Source organism: Streptomyces sp. NBC_01803 (assembly GCF_035917415.1).
GTDB lineage: Bacteria > Actinomycetota > Actinomycetes > Streptomycetales > Streptomycetaceae > Streptomyces.
This window is the reverse complement of the sequence record NZ_CP109073.1, coordinates 2,092,018-2,109,878: the sequence shown is the minus strand read 5'-3', so window position 1 is coordinate 2,109,878 and position 17,861 is coordinate 2,092,018. Positions and strand designations below refer to the sequence as shown.

The following is a 17,861-nucleotide window of genomic DNA, read 5'->3' as shown; positions in this document are numbered from 1 at the left end:
GCACCGAACCATGTCCGCCACGCAGCCGGGACGGCTGATGTCCGGCGAGATGGCCGAGCAGCCCGCGGTGCTCCGCCGCCTGCTCACCGAGGGTGCCCCCCGCATCCGCGCGGTCGCCGCGCGGATCGCGGCCCGCGGCCCGCGCTTCGTCCTGCTGACCGGGCGGGGCTCCTCGGACCACGCGGCCCTGTACGCCAAGTACCTGATCGAGATCCTGCTCGGCAAGCCGTGCGGCCTCACCTCCATGTCCACCACGACCGCCTACGGCGCCACCCCGGACCTCACCGACTGCCTGGTCATCGCGGTCAGCCAGTCCGGCGGCTCGCCCGACCTGGTGGCCTCCACCACGGCCGCCCGCGCGGCCGGCGCGATCACCCTGGCCGTGACCAACAGCGCGGACTCCGCGCTCGCGCGGTCCGCCGAGCACCACATCGACGTGCTGGCCGGGCCGGAACGGGCGCTGCCGGCGACCAAGACCTACACCGCCGAGCTGCTCGCCCTCTACCTGCTGGTCGAGGGCCTGCGCGGCGGCGACGGGGTGCCCGCCGCCGCGGCCCTGCCCGCCCGGGCCGAGGCCGTCCTGGCCCGCCAGGCGGAGATCCGGCGGCTTTCCGCCCGCTACCGGTTCGCCGAGCGGATGGTCCTCACCTCGCGCGGCTACGGCTACCCGACCGCCAAGGAGGCGGCGCTGAAGCTGATGGAGACCAGCTACATCCCGGCCCTGGCCTACTCGGGCGCCGATCTGCTGCACGGCCCGCTGGCCATGGTCGACAACGTCTCGCCGGTGATCGCGATCGTCGCGGCCGGCCGGGGCGGTGAGGCGCTGCGGCCCGTGCTGGACCGGCTCCGCGACCGGGGCGCCGACCTGGTGGTGATCGGGCCGCGCGCCGAGGTGGCGGCGGCCTCCGCGGGGTTCGCGCTGCCCACCGCGGGCGTTCCCGAGGAGGTCCAGCCGATCTTGGAGATCATGCCGCTCCAGCTTCTCGCCTACGAGGTGACCCTCGCGCGGGGCCAGGACCCGGACGCCCCCAGGGCGCTGGCGAAGGTGACGGAGACCCGCTGACCGGACAACGCCGACCGGACAGCGCTCGGTGGCGGTGGCGGTGGCGCGGGGCCGGTGGCGCGGTACCGCGGGAAAACACCCCCGGAAGCACCCACGGGCCGCGGCGCCGGGGAGGGACCCTCAACCCTCTCGGCACCGCAGCCCGGAGCGACTTGCGGGCCCGGGACGCCGTCAGGGCAGAGAGCGTCTCGGGACCTCGCTCTGCTCTCCTGTGCGGGGAGAGCAGAAGTGCTGTGTCCGCCTCTCATTCTGGACCTCATCCGCGCGGTGTGTCCATGCTCTGAACGCGGTTCCCGACGTATTTACCCCTACGTCATCGACTCTTGTAGTACGGGACCGCCGACGGCCGCCCCCGGTAAGCTCGCGGATGTGCCCTCAATGAACGACCTCGTCCGCCAGCACACCGATCTCGGGGAACGCGACCTGGAGTGGCTCCATCTGCTGGTCTCCGAGTGGCAGCTCCTCTCCGATCTGTCCTTCGCGGACCTGGTGCTGTGGTTGCCGACCCGCGACGGCGCCCGCTATGTCTCCGTGGCGCAGATGCGGCCCAACACCGGCCCCACGTCCTACCAGGACGACATGGTCGGGCATCTCGTCCCGCGCGGCCGGCGCCCGTTGCTCGACGTCGCCCTCGACGAGGGCCGCATCGTGCGCGAGGGCGACCCCGAGTGGCGTGAAGAGGTGCCGGTGCGCGTGGAGTCCATCCCCGTCCGCCGCGAGGGCCAAGTGCTGGGCGTCATCGCCCGCAACACCAATCTGCTGACCGTGCGCACGCCCAGCCGGCTTGAGCTCACCTATCTCCAGAGCGCCGCCGACCTGGCCCAGATGATCGCCGGCGGCGCCTTCCCGTTCCCCGGCCAGCAGGTCGGGATGGACCGGGCGCCACGGGTCGGGGACGGCTTCATCCGGCTGGACGCCGAGGGCGTGGTGCAGTACGCCAGCCCCAACGCCCTGTCCGCGTACCACCGGCTGGGCCTGGCCACCGACCTGGTCGGCCTGCCGCTGGGCCCGACCACCGCCGACCTGGCCCCCACCCGCGGCCCGGTGGACGAGTCGTTGGTCAAGCTGGCCAGCGGCTACGCCCCGAGAGAGGCGGAGATCGACGGCAAGGACTGCGTCATCCAGCTCCGCGCGATCCCGCTCAAGCCCAGGGGCGAGCGCATCGGCTCCCTGATCCTGCTCCGCGACGTGACCGAGCTGCGGCGCCGCGAGCGGGAGTTGATGACGAAGGACGCCACCATCCGGGAGATCCACCACCGGGTGAAGAACAACCTGCAGACTGTTGCCGCGCTGCTGCGCCTCCAGTCCCGGCGCATCGGCGCGACCGGCGACAGCCGGGCCAGGGCCGCGCTGGACGAGGCGGTGCGCCGGGTCGGCTCCATCGCCATCGTGCACGAGACCCTCTCGCAGAACCTGGACGAGCACGTCGAGTTCGACGAGATCGCCGACCGGGTGATCGCCATGGTGGGCGAGCTCTCCCCGGACGGCCGGGTCGTGGGGCGCCGCACCGGCCGGTTCGGGATTCTCGACGCCGAGACCGCGACCCCGTTGTCCATGGTGCTCACCGAAGTCCTCCAGAACGCCCTGGAACACGCCTTCCCGGCGGGGGAGCGCGGCTCGATCGAGGTGGGCGCCCAACGGGCGGACGTGCCCAAGGACCCGGACCGGCTGCTGGTCACCGTGCAGGACAACGGCCGTGGCCTGCCGGAGGGGTTCGACCCGCGTAGCGACGGGAATCTGGGGCTGCAGATCGTCCGGACACTGGTGGAGGGCGAGTTGGGCGGCCGGTTCGACATGCTCCCGGCCGAGGGCGGCGGCACCCGCGTGGTGCTCGACCTGCCGCTGGACCAGGAGAAGCGCTGAGCGGCGAGCGCCGGCTGTGACAACGCGACCGCTCACAGCAAGCGTTGAGCCCCGTCCCGCGATGACAGGGTTCGCGGGGCGGGGCTCAACGGTGAATCGCGATATGCACCTGGGGTGCTGCGCGTGCTACGGCTCGGGGCAGCACAGAGGGGTCAGACGGTCAGGCGGTGGCCTTGCGCGCCCGGTTGCGGGCGGCGCGGCGCTTCATGGCGCGGCGCTCGTCCTCGCTCATTCCGCCCCAGACACCGGAGTCCTGGCCGGACTCCAGGGCCCACTGCAGGCACTGCTCCATGACGGGGCAGCGGCGGCAGACGGCCTTGGCTTCCTCGATCTGCAGCAGCGCAGGACCGGTGTTGCCGATGGGGAAGAAGAGCTCGGGGTCCTCCTCGCGGCAAACGGCGCTGTGACGCCAGTCCATGTCTGCTCCATCTCCTGCACGTTGCAGTTACATTGCTTGTGAATGTGAACGCTTTCACGAATCCCCCCACAAATACGAGCCGTTGTCCAAGCGTCTTCCGATGGAGACCCTCGCTGCGGACCCGCAGAGGTGGAGAAGGGGATTCGGGCTCTCAAGGGGGCCGATGCTTCGGCCGTCCCGATCGCCATGAAGAGGTTCGCAAACCTCGGGCGTCGGCACAACCCCTTGCAGAAAGTTTTTTTTGAATCCTCGGTGTCGCCTAGCTCACAGCCCTACTTCCCTCGGGTGGAGACTGCGCTAAACGTTCGAGTGGAAGGACTTTTCGCCGTTCCGCTCACACAATCACACGCAGTGCACGGTGCACGCCTGTGAACGAGACACTGGTACGGACTCCCAGGTGGTCACCGTCGAGCTGAAACGGAAGTGGCACCTGCGATCGCAAGGTGAAGTCCGACTCGTCGTGCAAGGAGACCACATGCTTGCCGTGCGGTCCGCGCTCGGGTGACGAACGCAACAACTGGGTCCCGTACCGGGTCAGCGCCGCGGACGACAGCCGCGAGAGCGCCAGCACGTCCAGCCCGGTGTCGAACGACGCCCGGGGCGCCGCGAAGACCGGGCGGTTGCCCAGGAACGTCCACGGAGCCGTATTGCACACTATCGACAACGCCAGTCTCTCAACAGGGTCCTGGCCCGACCGGATCAAAGAGATCGTGCCCTTGGTGCGCCGCGGGTCGCCGAAGAACTGCCGCACCGCCTGCCGAAGATAGAGCGCGTGGGTGGACCGCTTCCCGCGCTCCCGCTGCGACTCCACCCGTCCCACCACGCCCGCGTCGAAGCCGTACCCCGCGCAGAACGTGAACCAGCGGGCCGGCGCCTCGGCGTCCGACGTGCCCGGCGTCCCGGTCGCCAGCCCCAGGCCGATCGCGCGCTCGGACCCGGCGTGCAGCGCGGACAGCAGCGCGCCGGTGGCCTCCACCGCGTGGTTGGGATAGCCCAGCGCGCGGGCGAAGACATTGGTGGACCCGCCGGGGACGACCGCCAGCCGCGGCAGGTCGCCGGTGTCGGGCCCGTGGTGCAGCAGCCCGTTGACCACCTCGTTCACCGTGCCGTCGCCGCCGAGGGCGATCACCACGTCCGCGGTCCCCTGCTCGGCGGCCTGCCGGGCCAGCTCCCGGGCATGCCCCCGGTACTCGGTCTCCGCGACCTCCAGCTTGAGATCGCTGGCGAGCGCGTGGGTGAGAACGTCACGGGTCCGCGCGCTGGTGGTAGTGGCGACCGGATTGACCACGAGAAGTGCGCGCATGACAGGCAGAGTACCCAGGCCAGGGCGGGGAAGGCGCGGCCGGTGGGGGATACGCTTGCCGGGTGAGCAAAAACAGCGCCGAAGAGACCGGGCGGCCTGTCATCGAGCGCCCGCGCAGAGTGAGTGTGGCCGCCGCGCTGAGCGGGCTGCAGGGGCTGGTGCTGGCCGTGCTCGGGGCCGTCATGCTCGCTGTCGCCGTGGCCGGCGACCCGGATGATCTCACCCAGGCCGTGACGGGCGCGGTCACGCTGCTCGCCCTGGCCGCGCTGCCGCTCGCGGCGGGGCGCGGGCTGTGGCTGCTGCGGCGCTGGAGCCGGGGCCCGGCCGTGATCGTGCAGCTTCTCGCGCTGCCCATCGCTTTCACGCTGCTGGGCAGCGGCGGCCTGTGGCCGCTGGCCGCGGTCGCCCTGGCGGCCTCCGCGCTCACGGTGCTGGCCTGCCTGGTGAACCCTACGGCGACCGAGGCCCTCGGCATCGGCCCCCGGGAGGCGTGACGGCCCCGCCGGGCGCGGCTACTCCTCGACCAGCAGCTTCTCGCGGAGCTGGGCCAACGTGCGGGCCAGCAGCCGCGAGACGTGCATCTGCGAGATGCCGACCTCCTGCGCGATCTGCGACTGCGTCATGTTCCCGAAGAAACGCAGCAGCAGGATCTTCTTCTCGCGCGGCGGCAGCTCCTCCAGCAGGGGCTTGAGCGACTCCCGGTACTCCACGCCCTCCAGGGCGTCATCCTCGGCGCCCAGGGTGTCCGCCACGGCCGGGGACTCGTCGTCGGTGTCCGGCACGTCCAGCGACAGCGTGCTGTAGGCGTTCGCCGACTCCAGCCCCTCCAGCACGTCCTCTTCCGAGATGCTCAGCCGCTCGGCCAGCTCGTGCACCGTCGGCGCGCGGCCGTGCTGCTGGGACAGCTCGGCGGTCGCCGTGCTGAGCGACAGCCGCAGCTCCTGGAGCCGACGCGGCACCCGCACCGCCCAGCCCTTGTCCCGGAAATGCCGCTTGATCTCGCCGACCACCGTGGGCGTGGCATACGTGGAGAACTCGACGCCGCGGTCCGGGTCGAACCTGTCCACCGACTTGATCAGGCCGATGGTCGCGACCTGGGTCAGGTCGTCCAGCGGCTCCCCGCGGTTCCGGAAGCGCCGGGCCAGGTGCTCCACCAGCGGCAGATGCATCCTGACCAGGCTGTTGCGCAACTCGGCGCGCTCTGCCGAGCCGTCGGGCAGCTTGCGCAGCTCGATGAAGAGATCGCGTGCGGCGCTTCTGTCCTGCGGGTCCGGCAGAGCGCGCCGCCGCCCCGAGCCCGGCTGCCTCGCCGGCTCGGGCGCCGCGGCCCGCTCCGGCTGTCCGGTCCGCTCGGCCTGTCCGGTCCGCTCCGACTGTCCGGTCCGCTCCGACTGTCCAGGAATGGCAGCGCCGGTCGCTTCCGACTCGGCCGTCGCCGCCGTCTGATCCACTTCGTTCACCTCGGCCCCCTCGTCCCCTGGCGGCCCCTGAGCGCCGGTCACGGTGCTCCGGGGGCGGCGCCGCGCTTCTTGTGCAGGCTGATGCTGACCGTCTTGTCCTCACCGACGGCCGATTCGACCTCGCCCGCGAGCGCCGTCAGAACCGTCCAGGCGAAGGTGTCCCGCTCGGGCGCGTGCCCTTCCGTGGTGGGCGCCGATACCGTCACCCGCAGGGCGTCCCCGACCAGCGTGAAAACGCAGTCGAGCACGCTGCCGGGAATCGCCTGCTGGAGCAGGATGGCGCATGCCTCGTCCACCGCGATGCGGAGATCCTCGATCTCGTCGAGGGTGAAGTCCAGCCGGGCCGCCAGACCGGCCGTGGCCGTGCGCAGGACCGACAGATAGGCACCAGCCGCCGGCAGCCGGACTTCCACGAAGTCCTGCGATCCGGGCTCACCTGGGATTGGGGACACCCTCACCTCCACAGAGACTCTCAACCGTTGAGCGCTCCCGGCACCGCTTCCGGTGGCCTGGCGCGCCCTGCGACGCTATCGCGATCCATGGCGCGCTGTCGCCTGCTCTTCAACGGGCCGACTGTCCTGACCACCTCGGCGGTATCACTCATCGTAATGCATCCAGTGCGCACTGTGGCCATCCGGGAAGCGCCAATTCCTCTGATTCTGCCTGGTGTTGCGCACGGCCCGGCGCACGGGGCCCGTGGTGATCGCCGATCGGACGCGGCCGTGACGGCCGGGACGGCCGGCGTCAGGGCCAGCCGTGGAGCGTGATGCCCGGCTCGCCGCCGCCGAGGCAACGCTCGATGACGCGGTCGGCGGAGAAGACGATCTCCCCGGGGATCTCGTCGGTGCTCACCCAGGCCACCCGGGAGTGCTTGTGCGGCTCGGCGTTGATCAGGGTCCCGCTCCACCGGTGGGTGAGGAAGACGACGGTGAGAAATCCGTCCGGCGACTCGACGCCGTGCGCCGCGTGGATCACGTGTGCCAGCCGGAGGTCGGCCGGGTCGACTATGAGGCCGGTCTCCTCCTTCAACTCGCGGACCGCGGTCACCGTGACGGGCTCGCCCAGGTCGCTCTTGCCGACGGGCAGGTCCCACAGGCCGCGCCCGAACTTGGCTTCCGGACCGCGCTGGAGGAGCACGATGCGGTCGGTCTCCCGGTCGTGGACGACGACCGCCGCCACGAGGAGGGTCATGGCGGCCGTGGCGGGCGGCAGGGGGCTGGGCGTGCTTGGCATGGGGCAAGCCTAGGCGCTGCCACCGACAGTCGGTCGGAGAGCCGGACTCGGGGCCGGATCCGGGATCCGGGCCCGGAGAACCCCGCCTCCTGGTGCTGCCGCCGCGCACCGACGACCGCCACATCCTCTGTCCGAAGGCAGGCTTGGTGAAGGGGGAGCACCGGGCACCCGGCACCGTGTGCCGAGCGAGGGCGATGACCGCGAACAGCCCTACGTCACCCGGCTCCCCGACCGGCCGTCACCGGCCCCGGCCACCGGGGCCTGACCGAACGGCACGTGACCGCCGCCGAGTTGGCCCGGCGCGCGGCCCGCCTCGACGCGGTGGAGACCCGACTGTGCTGCGGCCCGCTCGCCATGCGCGACGGAGCACCGCTCCGTAGAGCGGAACGGAAGTCCCGACCCCCCGGACGGGGACGGGGACTTCGAGCCGCCGCTCATCGACCGGCGCGCCCCGGTCGCCCCGCCGTTCCCCCTGGCCACCGCCCGTTTCACCGGAACACGTCCGGCGTCGCCGGACGGGCGATTCGACGGCACCGCCGCGCCGTTCGGCGACGCCACCACCCCGTTCTCCGCCCTCGACGCGGCCCGGACCGACCGGATGAGCCGCACGGGGAGATGCCCCGGCGTGCGCGCCGCGAGGCGGAGCCGGCCGGCCCGACGTGCGTCCTGGCCGAGGTCCGGACCGGCTCGGGACCGGGCCGTTCGGGGAACGGGGCGGGCGGCGCGTCCCCGTCACGACCGAGCGGGAGGGGCCACTGCCGGGTACGGCGGCCCGGCCCGGGCCGGTGGGGGACTCCTGCGGGCGGCCGGGCACGCCGCCGGTCGACGTCCACCCCTCGATCCGGTGGGCCACTGGGCGGGAATTCCGTTCGGCGCGGCCCCCACCCGCGTATCCCGGGCCGCCGCACGGACGATCCGTCCGGCCTCAGGGTGCCAGCACGTCCAGCTCGCGCAGGGCGCCGAGGGTGATCTCCCGCGTCAGGCTCTCCGCGCGGTCCGCCTCGCCGGCCCGGATGGCCTCGGCCACCCGGACATGGAGGGTGACGGCGGCCGGGTCCGGGTTCTCGAACATCACGTGGTGGTGGGTCCGGCCGGCCAGGACGGCGGCGACCACGTCGCCTAGCGGCGCGAACATCTCGTTCCCCGAGGCCCGCAGCACCACGCGGTGGAACGCCACATCGTGCACCAGGTACGCCTCCAGCTGCCGGCCCCTGGAGGTGGCGACCATGCCCAGGGCGTGCTCGGTCAGGGCGGCGCACTGCTCGGGCGTGGCGTTCCGGGCGGCGAGCCGGGCGGCCACTGGTTCGACCGCCGACCGCAGCACGGTCAGCGACCGCAGCTGCCGTGGCCGGTCGGAGCCGGAGAGGCGCCAGTCGATGACACGCGGGTCGAAGACGTTCCACTCCTCGGCCGGGAGCACGGTGACCCCGACGCGGCGGCGGGACTCCACCAGGCGCATCGACTCCAGCACCCGGATCACCTCGCGGACGACCGTGCGTGAGACCTGGTGCCGCTGGGCCAGCTCCTCGGTGCGCAGCACGCTGCCCGGGGGGTACTCGCCGGCCGTGATCGCGGGACCGAGGGTGTCCAGCACGCGGGCGTGCTGTCCGCTCATGAGCACAGCCTAGAGGTCGTCCCGCCCATCGCTTAAAAGTATTACTTATTTGTCACAGACTCTTGAATAAGTCGTACCTCATCGGCTTCAGTGAGGTGAAGGGCAGAAGAGCACCGGAAGTCGACGAAGACGAGGACAGCGAGGTGTGCGCCATGCGGAATCCACCGGTGATCGTGGTCATGGGTGTGACAGGGACCGGCAAGACCACGATCGGCACCAGGCTCGCGTCCGCCCTCGACGTCCCCTACGCGGAGGGCGACGACTTCCACTCGCCCGCCAACATCGCCAAGATGTCGGCCGGCATCCCGCTGGACGACGCCGACCGGTGGCCCTGGCTGGACGCCATCGGACGGTGGGCGGCCGAACGGGCCGGGCAGGGCGGGGTGGTGAGCTGCTCGGCGCTCAAGCGCGTCTACCGCGACCGGCTGCGTGTCGCCGCGCCGGAGCTCTTCTTCCTCCACCTGACCGGCGACCGGGACGTGATCCACCGCCGGATGTCCGAACGCAAGGGCCACTACATGCCGCCCTCGCTGCTCGACTCCCAACTCGCCGCGCTCGAACCGCTCCGCGCGGACGAGGCCGGCGCGGACGTCGACATCTCAGGCCCCCCCGAGGCCACCACCGACCACGCGCTCGCCGCCGTCCGCGTCGGGATACACCCCTGATCCCCTCCTTCACCTTGAGGAACACCGCATCATGAACAGTCGTCTCAGCGTCGAGACCCTGGCGGCGGACGCCGTCGAGCCGATCACCTCGGCCGGCGACGCACGCCTCGGCATCGCCGTCCTGGCGGGCATCGCCGTGATCGTCCTGCTCATCACCCGGCTCCGGCTGCACGCCTTCCTCGCGCTGACGATCGGCTCGCTCGCGCTCGGCGCGTTCGCCGGAGCGCCGCTGGGCAAGGTGATCGCCAGCTTCACCGCTGGCCTGGGCTCCACGGTCGCGGGCGTCGGCGTCCTGATCGCGCTCGGCGCGATCCTCGGCAAGCTGCTGGCGGACTCCGGCGGCGCGGACCAGATCGTGGACACCATCCTGGAGCGCGCGAGTGGCCGGGCGATGCCGTGGGCCATGGTGCTGATCGCGAGCATCATCGGCCTGCCGCTCTTTTTCGAGGTCGGCATCGTCCTGCTGATCCCCGTGGTGCTGCTGGTCGCCAAGCGCGGCGACTACTCGCTGATGCGCATCGGCATCCCGGCCCTGGCCGGGCTTTCCGTGATGCACGGGCTGGTCCCGCCGCACCCCGGTCCGTTGGTGGCGATCGACGCGGTCGACGCCAACCTCGGCGTCACCCTGGCCCTGGGCGTGCTCATCGCCGTGCCGACCGTCATCATCGCCGGACCGGTCTTCTCCCGCTTCGCCGCCCGCTGGGTGGACGTGCCCGTGCCCGAACGCCTCGTCCCGCAGCGCCCGTCCGAGGATCTGGCCACCCGCCCCGGCTTCGGTGTGACCGTGGTCACCGTGCTGCTGCCCGTGGTGCTGATGCTCTCCCACGCGCTGGTGGAGATCGTCGTGGACGACCCGGAGGCGCGCGTTCAGCGGATCACGGCGGTGATCGGCGCGCCGCTGATCGCGCTGCTGGCGGCGGTGGTCGTCGGCATGTTCACCCTCGGCCGGGCGGCGGGCTTCACGCGCGAACGGCTCTCCACCACTGTCGACCGCTCCCTGGCCCCCATCGCGGGTGTGCTGCTGATCGTGGGCGCGGGCGGCGGGTTCAAGCAGACGCTGATCGACGCGGGCGTCGGCGACATGATCCTGAACCTCTCCGAGGACTGGTCGATCCCGGCCCTGCTGCTGGGCTGGCTGATCGCGGTCGCCATCCGCCTGGCCACCGGCTCCGCCACCGTGGCCACGATCTCCGCCGCCGGCCTGGTGGCCCCGCTGGCGGCCGACATGTCGACGACCCACACGGCCCTGCTGGTCCTGGCGATCGGCGCGGGCTCGCTCTTCTTCAGCCACGTCAACGACGCCGGTTTCTGGCTGGTGAAGGAGTACTTCGGGATGAGCGTGGTCCAGACGCTCAAGACCTGGTCGGTGATGGAGAGCGTGATCTCGGTGGTCGCGGTGTCGCTGGTGCTGTTGCTGTCCCTGGTCATCTAGCCGCCCGGGCGGGGGCCGTGGCGTATGCCACGGCGGGGGAGCGGGGTCGCAACGGTCGGTCCTCATGCGTGAGCTGCTTGATCCGGCACAGCACGGGCGCGCCATCGTGTCGCGGGGGTCGGCACGGTGGTGACCGCCCGGATGGGGCACTCGCTGACCGGCACCGCCCCCGACCCGCTCGCCGCCGCCCACGCCCTGGCCGGCGGCGGCGCCGGACACCTGCGCGCGGCGGTGCCGGACACCTGCGCGCCGCACGGGGCCTTCGCCTCCGGTCTGAACACGGCCGCCGCGGTGACCGCCGCGGCGGCCCCGCTCGCCGGGGCCGCGGTCCTCGCGATGGTCCGGGCCCCTGGGCCCCCGGGACGCGGCGGTGGCGCGGCGCTGCGTCCCGTCCGGCGGATGGGCGCCTGCCGACAGCACATCACAGGCGTGTCACGAACGCACCACCAGCCTCCCGCGCCCCGCGGGGACACGGCAAACTCCTCCCGGAACAACCGGACTTGAGGGGGAATACCAGTATGCGTTTCCGTGCCGCGACCGTCGCCGCCGTCATGGCGGTCCTGCTGACCGCGACCGCCTGCGACGGCAGCGGCGGCAGCGGCAAACGGGGCCGACACGGCGGCGGGGACGACGATCCCGGCAGCAGCGGCGGCGGGTTCGACAACGACAGCGACAGCGACTCCGGCTCCGACGACCTGGGTGACGAGCCCACCGGGCCGACGACGACCGAGCTGACGCCGGGGGAGTCCTACACCTGGGAGGAGCAGGGCCTCACCGTCACCGTCGGCCCGGCGGAGCGGTACACCGGCAGCGACCCGGTGGATCCGCTGGTCGAGGGCGAGACGCCGTTCACCGTGGACGTCACCATCCTCAACGAGGGCACTGAGCCGGTCGATCTGGCGGACGTCCGCTTCATGGCCGAGACCCCGGCCGGGCTGACGGCCTCGCCCGTCGGCATCGCGGGCGCCGGGTTCCTGGAGGGGACGCTCGCGGCGGGGCGGACCGAGGAGGCCGTGCAGGCGTGGAGCCTGGACACGGCCGCGAACGGCCGCGCCGTGGTCATCGAGGCGTCCTGGTTCGCCAGCATGGACACGCCCCGCTGGGCCACCACCATCCCGTAGGCTCCCGCGCGTCCGGGGAGGCTGGGCGTGGCGGTCCCGCCGTTCGACATCACCGAGACCCGGCTGCCGGCCGGCGGTCTCCTCGTCCTCGACACCGACGGCCTGGTGGTATCCCCGGACCGCGACATCGACGACGGCATGGCCGCGCTCGCCCCCATCGTGGGTAGCGAGAGCCGGGGTAGGGAGAGCCGGCGCACGGAGGGCACCGGCGGACCGACGACCAGGACGGTCTGTGCGCCACGGTGACCTCCGCTCTGCTGCCCCCGGTCGGCCGATCAGCGACGACGCCGTTCTCCTCATCGCCCGCACCCCCCGGCCGCCGCCCCGGAACGTCGCCTCCTGGCCGCTGCCCGAGGACCCGGTCGCCGCCCGCCAGGCCCGCTACCTCCGCGCCCAGCTCGAAGCCTGGCGGTTGGGCGAGGACCGGGCGATGACCACCGAGCTCATCGTCAGCGAGCGCGTCGGCAACGTCGTCCGGCACGCCAAGGGTCCCGTCCGGCTGCGCCTGCCGCGCAGCCGGACCCTGCTCCGCGAGGTGTCGGACGGCAGCCCGACCACGCCTCACATCCGGCACGGTTCCGCCACCGACGAGGGCGGGCGCGGCCCGCACCTGGTCGCCGCGATGGTCCGGCGCTGGGGGCACCCGCTCCACGCCCGACGGCAAGTGCGTCTGGACCGAGCAGCAGATCCCCCGCTGACCAGCTGACCGCCGCCGCTACGCCCGCTACCCCGTCAGCCCACCTCGGGCGGGGCGCAGTCCACGTCGAGGAGCTCGATCGGCTGACGGGCGTCGAGGTCCACATACGCGGTGAAGACGGCGAGCTCCTGGTCGTCGCCCCAGCTCAGGAAGATCGGCGCCCAGCCGACCCCGGCGGACTGGGCGGTGGTGACCTCACCGACCTCGATGTCCAGCGGGATGTTCTGCGAGCACAGCAGCACATCGTAGCCCTCGGTCTCCGCGACCCGCTCCTTCAGCGTGTCGGAGACGAGGTTCTCCCGCTCCCACGCGCGGGGGCCGGAGTTGCCGTAGAAACCCTCCAGGAAGTGGTGGATCTCCTCACCGGTGTAGCGGTTGTTGGCATGGGCATGGGCACGGGCATGGGCGCCCGGGACGGCGGCGTCGGCGCCGCTACCAGTGCCGGTGCCGCCGGGAGAAGCCGAGGCGGAGGTAACGGCGGTGAGGGTGAGCCCGAGAGCGGCCACGCCGCCCGCGACGGTGAGCAGGGAACGCGAACGAGTGCGAAGCATGACAAGTACCCCGTTTTCTGGCTTTGTGCCCATGTGCTGGGCTTGCACAGAAGGAGACCCGTGTGAAGCGGCCGGAGTTGTGGCCCGGTGACGCGCTGTTTCCATTCCATGACATGTGCCGGGGCGAATCACCCCCTTGGTGGCCGGGGCCCTCGCCCGGCGGGCGCCGGGGCCAGTCCCGTGGTGCGGTGGAGGCGGCTTCTGTCCGTCCGCCCACCCGTCCCGCCGGAGGTCCGCATGGCGCCCCTCGTCGCTCTCGTCGCCGGCTTCCTGGCGGCCCGGCTGGCCGGACTGCTCGGCTTCGAGGCGCTGGACGCCTGGCAGCCGTCGCTCCGGGTCGGCCTGGCGCTGATGTTCCTGTTCGCCACGGCCGCCCACTTTCATCCCAAGCTCCGCCCCGAGATGATCGGCATGGTCCCGCCGCGGATGCCCCGCCCGGACGTGCTGGTCACGATCACCGGAGTCCTGGAGGCGGCCGGCGCGATCGGCCTCCTGATCCCCGCCACGACCCGGGCGGCGGCGGTCTGCCTGATCCTCCTGCTGCTCGGGATGTTCCCCGCCAACATCTCGGCGGCCCGCCGCCACGTGGCCCAGGGCGACCCCATCGGCCCTCGCTCGGCGTTGCAGGCCCTCTTCGTCATCCTGCTGGCGCTCACGCTCGTGTGACGCGGGCCCGCGCGCGTGCGACCACCAAGGGTTCTCAGACACTCCTTTCGTAAGGCGGCCCCGAGCGGTGGTGACACACCGGCCCGGGGCCTTGACCTCCAACCCTGAGAAAGAGGGCTGAGGACCATGAGCGAGGCTATCGGCCACGCCCGGAACGGCGAAAGCCAACTGCCCATACCCGCCGCTGAGTTTCGGCACCTTCTGACTGCGGTGTTCGAAGCGCTGGACATTCCCGCGCCCGCGACTGTCGGTGACGGTGAGGTTCATGACCGGCTGCTCGTTGACCGCGTCATCCATGCCCGCATCGCGCTTGCTTCGGTGCTCAACGAGGGGGACGACCCCGGGTGGTCCGCCGACTACCTGCGGGCTCGGCTGGCTGAGCTTCCGGCGACCGGGTACCGCGCCTACGGCCAGAGCAGTGCGGACACCAACGGGGGTCGGTCATGAGCCGTTCGGCGTTGGTGGAGAGCGCGACGGAAACGGCGCTGAACGCGGGTACGGTCACCGGCCGTCCGCTGCGCGCGGTGATCTACGCGAGGGTTTCGAGCGACCCGAGAGAGCAATTGCGTTCGGTCTCTCAGCAGATCGAGGAATGCAAGGCCGAGTGCGCGCGGCGCGGCTGGATAATCGCTGAAATCGTGCCGGAGAACGACCGTTCGGCATCGCGCTACGCCACGAAGGACCGGCCGAAATACCGGCTGCTGATCGAAAAGCTCCGGTCGGGCACGGTGGACGTTCTGGTCACGTGGGAGTCTTCCCGCGCACAGCGCGACCTAGAGGCGTATGTCAAGCTGCGCAACGTCGCTGAGGAGAGCGGCGTTCAGTGGTGCTACAAGGGTCGGCTTTACGACCTGTCGCGTACTGACGACCGGTTCACGACCGGGCTTGACGCGCTGCTCGATGAGCGGGAGGTCAGTGTTACCCGGGACCGCATCCTGCGTGATAAGCGGGCCCACGCTGTGAAGGGGGGTCCGCACGGGCGGCTGTTGTTCGGGTACCGGCGCGAGTACGACCCGGACACGGGCGATCTACTGCGGCAGGTGCCCGACGAGAAGCGTGCGCGTATCGTGCGGGAAGCCGTCAGGCGCGTTGCTTCGGGTGAGGCGCTGCGGACCATCGCCTACGACTTCAACCAGCGGGGAATACTCACGGCTGCGGGCAAACTGTGGACGCCATCCAAGATCAGCCGGATGGTGACGAATCCCGGTTACGTCGGCAAGCGGGTACACCAGGGAAAGGTGATCGGGGATGCCGCTTGGCCATCGTTGTTCAAGGACAAGACGGCCTACTACGCCTGTGCACAGCGGCTCAGGGCACCGGGGCGGGCCTATCACCGTGACGGCAGGGTGCGCCATCTGCTCACCGGGATCGGGATGTGTGGAGTGTGCGGCGGAACGCTGGCGTTCATCAACTCGGAGAACCGCGCGAGTTACGCATGTCGCGGTACGGACACCAGCCCGACGGCAAAATGCGTCGTCATGCGCGGTACGCGCCTTGACGAATACGTGTCGGCCCTTGTCACCGAGCGGCTTGCCCGCCCGGACGCTGCCGAATTGCTGGCTGACCAGCAACAGGCCGAGGAAGCACAGGAAGCGATGACGGAAGCGGCGGAGAAACGGGCCCGCCTTGACGAGTTCTACGATGCCGCCGCGAACGGCGAGGTAACGGCCGCCGCTGTGGCCCGGATCGAGGCGCGACTGTTGCCGGAGATCGAAGCGGCGGAACGCCGGGCCGCGAGTGTGCGCGTGGCCCCAGTCCTGCGCGATGTGGTCCGCCCGGACATCGCCGACGTGTGGCCCACGCTGGCCATCGGGCAACGGCGGGAAGTAATCCGCACGTTGATGGACATCACGCTGCTCCCGCACCAACCGGGAAGCCGCAATGACCCGTCCCTGCGCGTCGTGATCGACTGGAGAAACGACCTGTAGGGACATCCCCGCAACTCACCCAACGGCCACGGACACGCCCGTCCGTGGCCGTTGGCGTGCCCGCCCGCTTCGGGGCGCAGACAGGGAGGTTCCCTCATGGCTGAGGAGGAGAGGGGCCCACAGGGGCGTGAGGCGCGGCAGCGTGCTCGTGTGCGGGCCGCTGTGCTGCGGTTGGTGGATGCTGCGCCGCCGCTGAGCGTGCGGCAGCGTGAGCGGCTGCGGCTGGTCTTCCGCGCCGTGCGGCGGCGCCGCCGTGACAGCGGCGCGGACGAAGCGCCGGACGAGGACGCCACGGGCTGACGCGCGCTCCCCCCGGGGGCCGTGCCTTGCGGTGCGCTGCGGGCGGTTGTATGCCCCGGTGCTGCTCCGCACCGGGCGCGCCGCGCGGGAGTGGATGTGCCGCCGGGGGGTGGGCTGCCGGGGCGTCCGTAGGCGCGTGTGCGCCCTGCCGGGGGACGCTCGCCCCGGCGGGCCGGACGGCCCTGCCGGGGGTCCCTTGTGCCGTGGGCGGGCGCCGTTCCCCGCGCGGGCCGGAGCAGGGGCGCGGCCCGGTGTCCCTTCGTGCCAATCCGGCAGATGGGCAGGTCACACCACCTGAGGGAAGGCCCGGGCGCCGGCACCGTGGCATGCCGCATCGCCGGCGCGCGGTGCGCCCCGACCGCTGCCCACGGGGGTGGCACGGCACCACCACCATGCCGCCCGCTCCCGGCGGCAGCGGGCCGCGCCCCGGCGTTGCGCGCGGCCCCGTCCCAGCGTCCCCCGGCGCCGCGCGCGGGAAATGTCCACCGGCCCCACGCCCACGGCCACGCCCACGGCCACGCCCGTGACCATGACGGGCCGCACCATCCGGGCCGCGCGCCGCGCGGCCCCACACGAGAGGAACGAACGCATGGACATGCTCAAGAACGAGATCGCCACCATGCTGGCCGCGCTGCGCACGGCCATCGACAACCACAGCGCGGAGCATCCCACCGGGACCCTGCCCGCGCCCGGCCGCGCGCAGATCCGCACCGGCACGAACACCGCCTCGACCGTAGGAACACTGATCACCTCCGCCCACACCACGCTGGAAAAGCTTCGCTGGGACGACACCCTGTACCCGGATGGCCGCAAGCGCATGATGGGCGACGTGCTGACCGACGCCGAGGAGAAGGCACAGCAGAAGGTCAGCCAGATCGACGCCAACGCCACCGTCGCCCGAGCGTCGTTCATCGTGACCGCACTGCCCACGCTCACCAAGGGGCGGGAACTCGTCGCACGCGAGGACGCCCGGATGATCCTCGACAAGGAAGACGACCCCGTTACCGCGCTGGGACGTCTGGCCTTGCGGCAGGACGACGTTGGCGCCCTGGCCGTCACCCAGTGGGGAGCGGACTACCTGCGCTCCCGGGGATGCGATGACCGGGAGATCGAGCTGGCTCAGCAGGTGATCATCGGGCACGCGCTCAACGGCGCCGCCGACCAGAACGCCGACCAGGAACGCTCAGCGGCGGCGCGCGGAGCGAGGGCAGCCGAATCGCTGCTCGGCATCCGGGACGCGGCCATGCAGACAGCCAGCATGCTGCTCCAGTCCATGCGGGAGCACTACGGCGTGCCCCGGGCCGACACCGCCACACCGCGCGACCCCCGCCGCCCAGCCGCACCCACCGTGCTCGGTGAGGACATCGGGCCGCTCAGCTTCTGACCGCACGGCCGTCACGCCGCGTGCCCAGCGTCACGGGCACGCCGTGTGACGGCCGGGGGTGGGGGGTGACCCCCAACCCGCCGGGGGTCCGGAACGCGGGGGAGGGCTCCGAGGGGTGTGCCGACCAATCAACCCCAACCGAACGAGCCGAAGCGAGGTGAG

Annotated in this window: 21 protein-coding genes; 14 read left to right on the top strand and 7 right to left on the bottom strand. The window is 71.8% G+C overall.

What is annotated here, in order from left to right; all coding sequences use genetic code 11:
- Window positions 1-10 precede the first annotated feature (10 nt).
- Both OIE51_RS09015 and OIE51_RS09010 read left to right on the top strand, forming a co-directional pair.
- Complete coding sequence (locus tag OIE51_RS09015; RefSeq protein ID WP_326596777.1) at window positions 11-1,063, top strand: SIS domain-containing protein; 1,053 nt, start codon at window positions 11-13, stop codon at window positions 1,061-1,063.
- Between the two features lie 369 nt (window positions 1,064-1,432).
- Window positions 1,433-2,926, top strand: a complete 1,494-nt coding sequence (locus OIE51_RS09010) for a sensor histidine kinase (RefSeq protein ID WP_326596776.1) — start codon at window positions 1,433-1,435, stop codon at window positions 2,924-2,926.
- A 160-nt stretch (window positions 2,927-3,086) separates the two neighbouring features.
- Here the strand turns inward: OIE51_RS09010 and OIE51_RS09005 are convergent, their stop codons facing one another.
- Window positions 3,087-3,344: a WhiB family transcriptional regulator gene (locus OIE51_RS09005; RefSeq protein WP_062206726.1), complete on the bottom strand. Its 258-nt coding sequence runs from the start codon at window positions 3,342-3,344 to the stop codon at window positions 3,087-3,089.
- 334 nt (window positions 3,345-3,678) lie between these two features.
- Entirely contained in the window at window positions 3,679-4,647 is a 969-nt protein-coding gene (locus OIE51_RS09000) for a diacylglycerol/lipid kinase family protein (RefSeq protein WP_326596771.1), read from the bottom strand.
- A gap of 62 nt (window positions 4,648-4,709) precedes the next feature.
- Here OIE51_RS09000 and OIE51_RS08995 point away from each other — a divergent pair, with 62 nt between their 5' ends.
- Entirely contained in the window at window positions 4,710-5,141 is a 432-nt protein-coding gene (locus OIE51_RS08995; protein ID WP_326596769.1) for a hypothetical protein, read from the top strand.
- A gap of 18 nt (window positions 5,142-5,159) precedes the next feature.
- Here the strand turns inward: OIE51_RS08995 and OIE51_RS08990 are convergent, their stop codons facing one another.
- The 4 genes from OIE51_RS08990 to OIE51_RS08975 all read right to left on the bottom strand — a co-directional run bounded on the left by OIE51_RS08990 (window position 5,160) and on the right by OIE51_RS08975 (window position 8,955).
- Window positions 5,160-6,050: an RNA polymerase sigma factor SigF gene (locus OIE51_RS08990; RefSeq protein ID WP_442812044.1), complete on the bottom strand. Its 891-nt coding sequence runs from the start codon at window positions 6,048-6,050 to the stop codon at window positions 5,160-5,162.
- A 95-nt stretch (window positions 6,051-6,145) separates the two neighbouring features.
- A complete protein-coding gene (locus tag OIE51_RS08985) occupies window positions 6,146-6,559 on the bottom strand; it encodes an anti-sigma regulatory factor (protein WP_326596766.1) in 414 nt (137 codons plus the stop codon).
- Between the two features lie 292 nt (window positions 6,560-6,851).
- Window positions 6,852-7,340 carry an NUDIX domain-containing protein gene (locus tag OIE51_RS08980; protein WP_326596765.1) on the bottom strand — a complete coding sequence of 163 codons (489 nt, stop codon included), beginning with the start codon at window positions 7,338-7,340 and terminating at the stop codon, window positions 6,852-6,854.
- 925 nt (window positions 7,341-8,265) lie between these two features.
- Complete coding sequence (locus OIE51_RS08975; protein ID WP_326596764.1) at window positions 8,266-8,955, bottom strand: FadR/GntR family transcriptional regulator; 690 nt, start codon at window positions 8,953-8,955, stop codon at window positions 8,266-8,268.
- Window positions 8,956-9,107: 152 nt separating this feature from the next.
- Here OIE51_RS08975 and OIE51_RS08970 point away from each other — a divergent pair, with 152 nt between their 5' ends.
- The 6 genes from OIE51_RS08970 (at window position 9,108) to OIE51_RS08945 (ending at window position 12,879) form a co-directional block, all read left to right on the top strand.
- Window positions 9,108-9,620 (top strand): gluconokinase, encoded by a 513-nt coding sequence (locus OIE51_RS08970; RefSeq protein WP_326596763.1) that lies wholly within the window; start codon window positions 9,108-9,110, stop codon window positions 9,618-9,620.
- Between the two features lie 31 nt (window positions 9,621-9,651).
- The gene (locus OIE51_RS08965) at window positions 9,652-11,052 is read left to right on the top strand and encodes a GntP family permease (protein WP_326596761.1); all 1,401 of its coding nucleotides are present in this window, start codon (window positions 9,652-9,654) and stop codon (window positions 11,050-11,052) included.
- 141 nt (window positions 11,053-11,193) lie between these two features.
- A complete protein-coding gene (locus OIE51_RS08960; protein WP_326596760.1) occupies window positions 11,194-11,556 on the top strand; it encodes a hypothetical protein in 363 nt (120 codons plus the stop codon).
- A 14-nt stretch (window positions 11,557-11,570) separates the two neighbouring features.
- Window positions 11,571-12,173, top strand: coding sequence for a hypothetical protein (locus OIE51_RS08955; protein WP_326596759.1), 603 nt, complete (start codon window positions 11,571-11,573; stop codon window positions 12,171-12,173).
- A 27-nt stretch (window positions 12,174-12,200) separates the two neighbouring features.
- Entirely contained in the window at window positions 12,201-12,419 is a 219-nt protein-coding gene (locus OIE51_RS08950) for a hypothetical protein (RefSeq protein WP_326596758.1), read from the top strand.
- The gene (locus OIE51_RS08945) at window positions 12,406-12,879 is read left to right on the top strand and encodes an ATP-binding protein (protein ID WP_326596757.1); all 474 of its coding nucleotides are present in this window, start codon (window positions 12,406-12,408) and stop codon (window positions 12,877-12,879) included. Before OIE51_RS08950 ends, OIE51_RS08945 begins: the two co-directional genes overlap by 14 nt.
- A gap of 26 nt (window positions 12,880-12,905) precedes the next feature.
- Here OIE51_RS08945 and OIE51_RS08940 read toward each other — a convergent pair whose 3' ends face one another.
- A complete protein-coding gene (locus tag OIE51_RS08940; protein WP_326596756.1) occupies window positions 12,906-13,421 on the bottom strand; it encodes a hypothetical protein in 516 nt (171 codons plus the stop codon).
- Window positions 13,422-13,658: 237 nt separating this feature from the next.
- Here OIE51_RS08940 and OIE51_RS08935 point away from each other — a divergent pair, with 237 nt between their 5' ends.
- The 5 genes from OIE51_RS08935 (at window position 13,659) to OIE51_RS08915 (ending at window position 17,699) form a co-directional block, all read left to right on the top strand.
- Window positions 13,659-14,087 carry a DoxX family protein gene (locus OIE51_RS08935; protein ID WP_326596754.1) on the top strand — a complete coding sequence of 143 codons (429 nt, stop codon included), beginning with the start codon at window positions 13,659-13,661 and terminating at the stop codon, window positions 14,085-14,087.
- A gap of 126 nt (window positions 14,088-14,213) precedes the next feature.
- Window positions 14,214-14,534: a hypothetical protein gene (locus OIE51_RS08930; RefSeq protein WP_326596753.1), complete on the top strand. Its 321-nt coding sequence runs from the start codon at window positions 14,214-14,216 to the stop codon at window positions 14,532-14,534.
- Entirely contained in the window at window positions 14,531-16,015 is a 1,485-nt protein-coding gene (locus OIE51_RS08925) for a recombinase family protein (protein ID WP_326596752.1), read from the top strand. The genes OIE51_RS08930 and OIE51_RS08925 overlap by 4 nt, the downstream gene beginning before the upstream one ends.
- Before the next feature lie 96 nt (window positions 16,016-16,111).
- On the top strand, window positions 16,112-16,315 hold the full coding sequence (locus OIE51_RS08920; RefSeq protein WP_326596750.1) for a hypothetical protein: 204 nt from the start codon (window positions 16,112-16,114) through the stop codon (window positions 16,313-16,315).
- A 589-nt stretch (window positions 16,316-16,904) separates the two neighbouring features.
- Complete coding sequence (locus tag OIE51_RS08915) at window positions 16,905-17,699, top strand: hypothetical protein (protein ID WP_326596748.1); 795 nt, start codon at window positions 16,905-16,907, stop codon at window positions 17,697-17,699.
- Window positions 17,700-17,861: the final 162 nt, after the last annotated feature.

What these genes read in the sequence shown, in the direction of transcription:
- OIE51_RS08940 (WP_326596756.1), bottom strand. Translation starts at nt 13,421, where the DNA reads ATGCTTCGCACTCGTTCGCGTTCCCTGCTCACCGTCGCGGGCGGCGTG.
- OIE51_RS08975 (WP_326596764.1), bottom strand. Translation starts at nt 8,955, where the DNA reads ATGAGCGGACAGCACGCCCGCGTGCTGGACACCCTCGGTCCCGCGATC.
- OIE51_RS08955 (WP_326596759.1), top strand. Translation starts at nt 11,571, where the DNA reads ATGCGTTTCCGTGCCGCGACCGTCGCCGCCGTCATGGCGGTCCTGCTG.
- OIE51_RS08915 (WP_326596748.1), top strand. Translation starts at nt 16,905, where the DNA reads ATGGACATGCTCAAGAACGAGATCGCCACCATGCTGGCCGCGCTGCGC.
- OIE51_RS08935 (WP_326596754.1), top strand. Translation starts at nt 13,659, where the DNA reads ATGGCGCCCCTCGTCGCTCTCGTCGCCGGCTTCCTGGCGGCCCGGCTG.
- OIE51_RS09005 (WP_062206726.1), bottom strand. Translation starts at nt 3,344, where the DNA reads ATGGACTGGCGTCACAGCGCCGTTTGCCGCGAGGAGGACCCCGAGCTC.
- OIE51_RS08965 (WP_326596761.1), top strand. Translation starts at nt 9,652, where the DNA reads ATGAACAGTCGTCTCAGCGTCGAGACCCTGGCGGCGGACGCCGTCGAG.
- OIE51_RS08930 (WP_326596753.1), top strand. Translation starts at nt 14,214, where the DNA reads ATGAGCGAGGCTATCGGCCACGCCCGGAACGGCGAAAGCCAACTGCCC.
- OIE51_RS09000 (WP_326596771.1), bottom strand. Translation starts at nt 4,647, where the DNA reads ATGCGCGCACTTCTCGTGGTCAATCCGGTCGCCACTACCACCAGCGCG.
- OIE51_RS08920 (WP_326596750.1), top strand. Translation starts at nt 16,112, where the DNA reads ATGGCTGAGGAGGAGAGGGGCCCACAGGGGCGTGAGGCGCGGCAGCGT.
- OIE51_RS08970 (WP_326596763.1), top strand. Translation starts at nt 9,108, where the DNA reads ATGCGGAATCCACCGGTGATCGTGGTCATGGGTGTGACAGGGACCGGC.
- OIE51_RS08960 (WP_326596760.1), top strand. Translation starts at nt 11,194, where the DNA reads ATGGGGCACTCGCTGACCGGCACCGCCCCCGACCCGCTCGCCGCCGCC.
- OIE51_RS08925 (WP_326596752.1), top strand. Translation starts at nt 14,531, where the DNA reads ATGAGCCGTTCGGCGTTGGTGGAGAGCGCGACGGAAACGGCGCTGAAC.
- OIE51_RS09015 (WP_326596777.1), top strand. Translation starts at nt 11, where the DNA reads ATGTCCGCCACGCAGCCGGGACGGCTGATGTCCGGCGAGATGGCCGAG.
- OIE51_RS08980 (WP_326596765.1), bottom strand. Translation starts at nt 7,340, where the DNA reads ATGCCAAGCACGCCCAGCCCCCTGCCGCCCGCCACGGCCGCCATGACC.